The organism is Lentzea aerocolonigenes (genome assembly GCF_000955955.1).
Taxonomy (GTDB): Bacteria; Actinomycetota; Actinomycetes; order Mycobacteriales; family Pseudonocardiaceae; genus Lentzea; species Lentzea aerocolonigenes_A.
Genome location: NZ_JYJG01000519.1, coordinates 1 through 1522, shown reverse-complemented (window position 1 = coordinate 1522; position 1522 = coordinate 1). Strand labels below are relative to the sequence as shown.

Annotated in this window: 1 protein-coding gene; it reads left to right on the top strand. The window is 71.6% G+C overall.

Annotation, left to right across the window (positions count from 1 at the left end):
- Positions 1 to 1522 (top strand): condensation domain-containing protein (locus UK23_RS45565; protein WP_045318089.1); only part of this gene is annotated, 1522 nt, incomplete at both ends.

The following is a 1522-nucleotide window of genomic DNA, read 5'->3' as shown; positions in this document are numbered from 1 at the left end:
GGCGTGCCCGTTCGGCGAGCCGGGTGAGCGGATGTACCGCTCGGGCGACCTGGCGCGGTGGCGGGCCGACGGGATGCTGGAGTACCTGGGGCGTGCGGATCACCAGGTGAAGATCCGCGGGTTCCGGATCGAGCTCGGCGAGGTCGAGGCCGCGCTGAACGCCCTGCCCGGTGTGGCACGGGCCGCGGCGGTCGTGCGCGAGGACGTGCCGGGGGACAAGCGGATCGTCGGGTACGTCGTCGCGGACGGGAGCCTCGCGCCTCCCGCGGAGCTGCGGGCGCGCGTCGCGGCCGTCCTGCCGGAGTACGCCGTCCCGGCCGCCGTGGTCGTGGTGGACGGGTTCTCGTTGACCGCAAACGGAAAGCTGGACACGCGCGCACTGCCCGCACCGGGATACGAGGGTGCAGAGGGCCGTGCCCCGCGCACGCCCCTCGAAGCGTCGCTGTGCGGCCTGTTCGCGGAGGTGCTCGGAGCGGCACAGGTCGGGATCGACGACGGCTTCTTCGACCTCGGTGGCCATTCGCTGCTGGCCACCCGCCTGACCAGCAGGGTGCGGGCGGAGCTGGGGCGGGAGCTGAGCGTCCGCGACGTGTTCGAGTTCCCGACGGTCGCGGGCCTCGCGGCTTGTCTGCGGCGCGCAGGCGGTGAGGTGCGACGGGCACTTGTCGCGGTGCAACGGCCTGAGCGCGTCCCGTTGTCGTTCGCGCAGTGGCGGTTGTGGTTCGTCGGGCAGCTGGAAGGGCCCAGCGCGGTCTACAACGTGCCGCTGGTGATGAACCTGTCTGGTGCGCTGGACGTCGGTGCGCTGACGTCGGCGGTGGCGGATGTCGTCGACCGGCACGAGAGCCTGCGGACGGTTTTCCCGGTGGTGGACGGAGAACCGGTGCAGCGGGTGCTGCCGGCGGGCGAGGCCGTGCCGTCCGTGGAGTGGGCTGACGTCGCTGTGGACGAGGCCGACCGGCTCGTCGCCACGGCTGCTGGGCACGTCTTCGACCTGCAGACCGAGATCCCGTTGCGGGTGAACGGTTTCACGGTGGCTCCCGACGAGCACGTGCTGGTGCTGCTGGTGCATCACATCGCGTGTGACGGGTGGTCGCTGGGGAGGTTGGGGGACGATCTCGCGACGGCGTATGCGGCTCGGTTGAAGGGTGTTGCGCCGGCGTGGGACGAGCTTCCGGTGCAGTACGCGGACTACGCGTTGTGGCAGCGGGAGTTGCTGGGGTCCGTGGACGATCCCGGCAGCGTGGTGGCGCGGCAGTCCTCGTTCTGGCGCAACGCTTTGGAGGCGCTGCCGGAGGAGTTGGCCCTGCCGTTCGACCGTCCGCGTCCGGCCGTGGCGACGCATCGAGGTGCGGAAGTGCCGGTCGTGATGGGGGCGGACCTGCACGCTCAGGTCGAGGAGCTGGCCCGGTCGGTGGGCGTCACGCCGTTCATGGTCGTGCAGGCGTCGCTGGCGTTGTTGTTGTCGCGGCTGGGCGCGGGCACCGACATTCCACTGGGGACGCCGGTGGCCGGTCGTGGT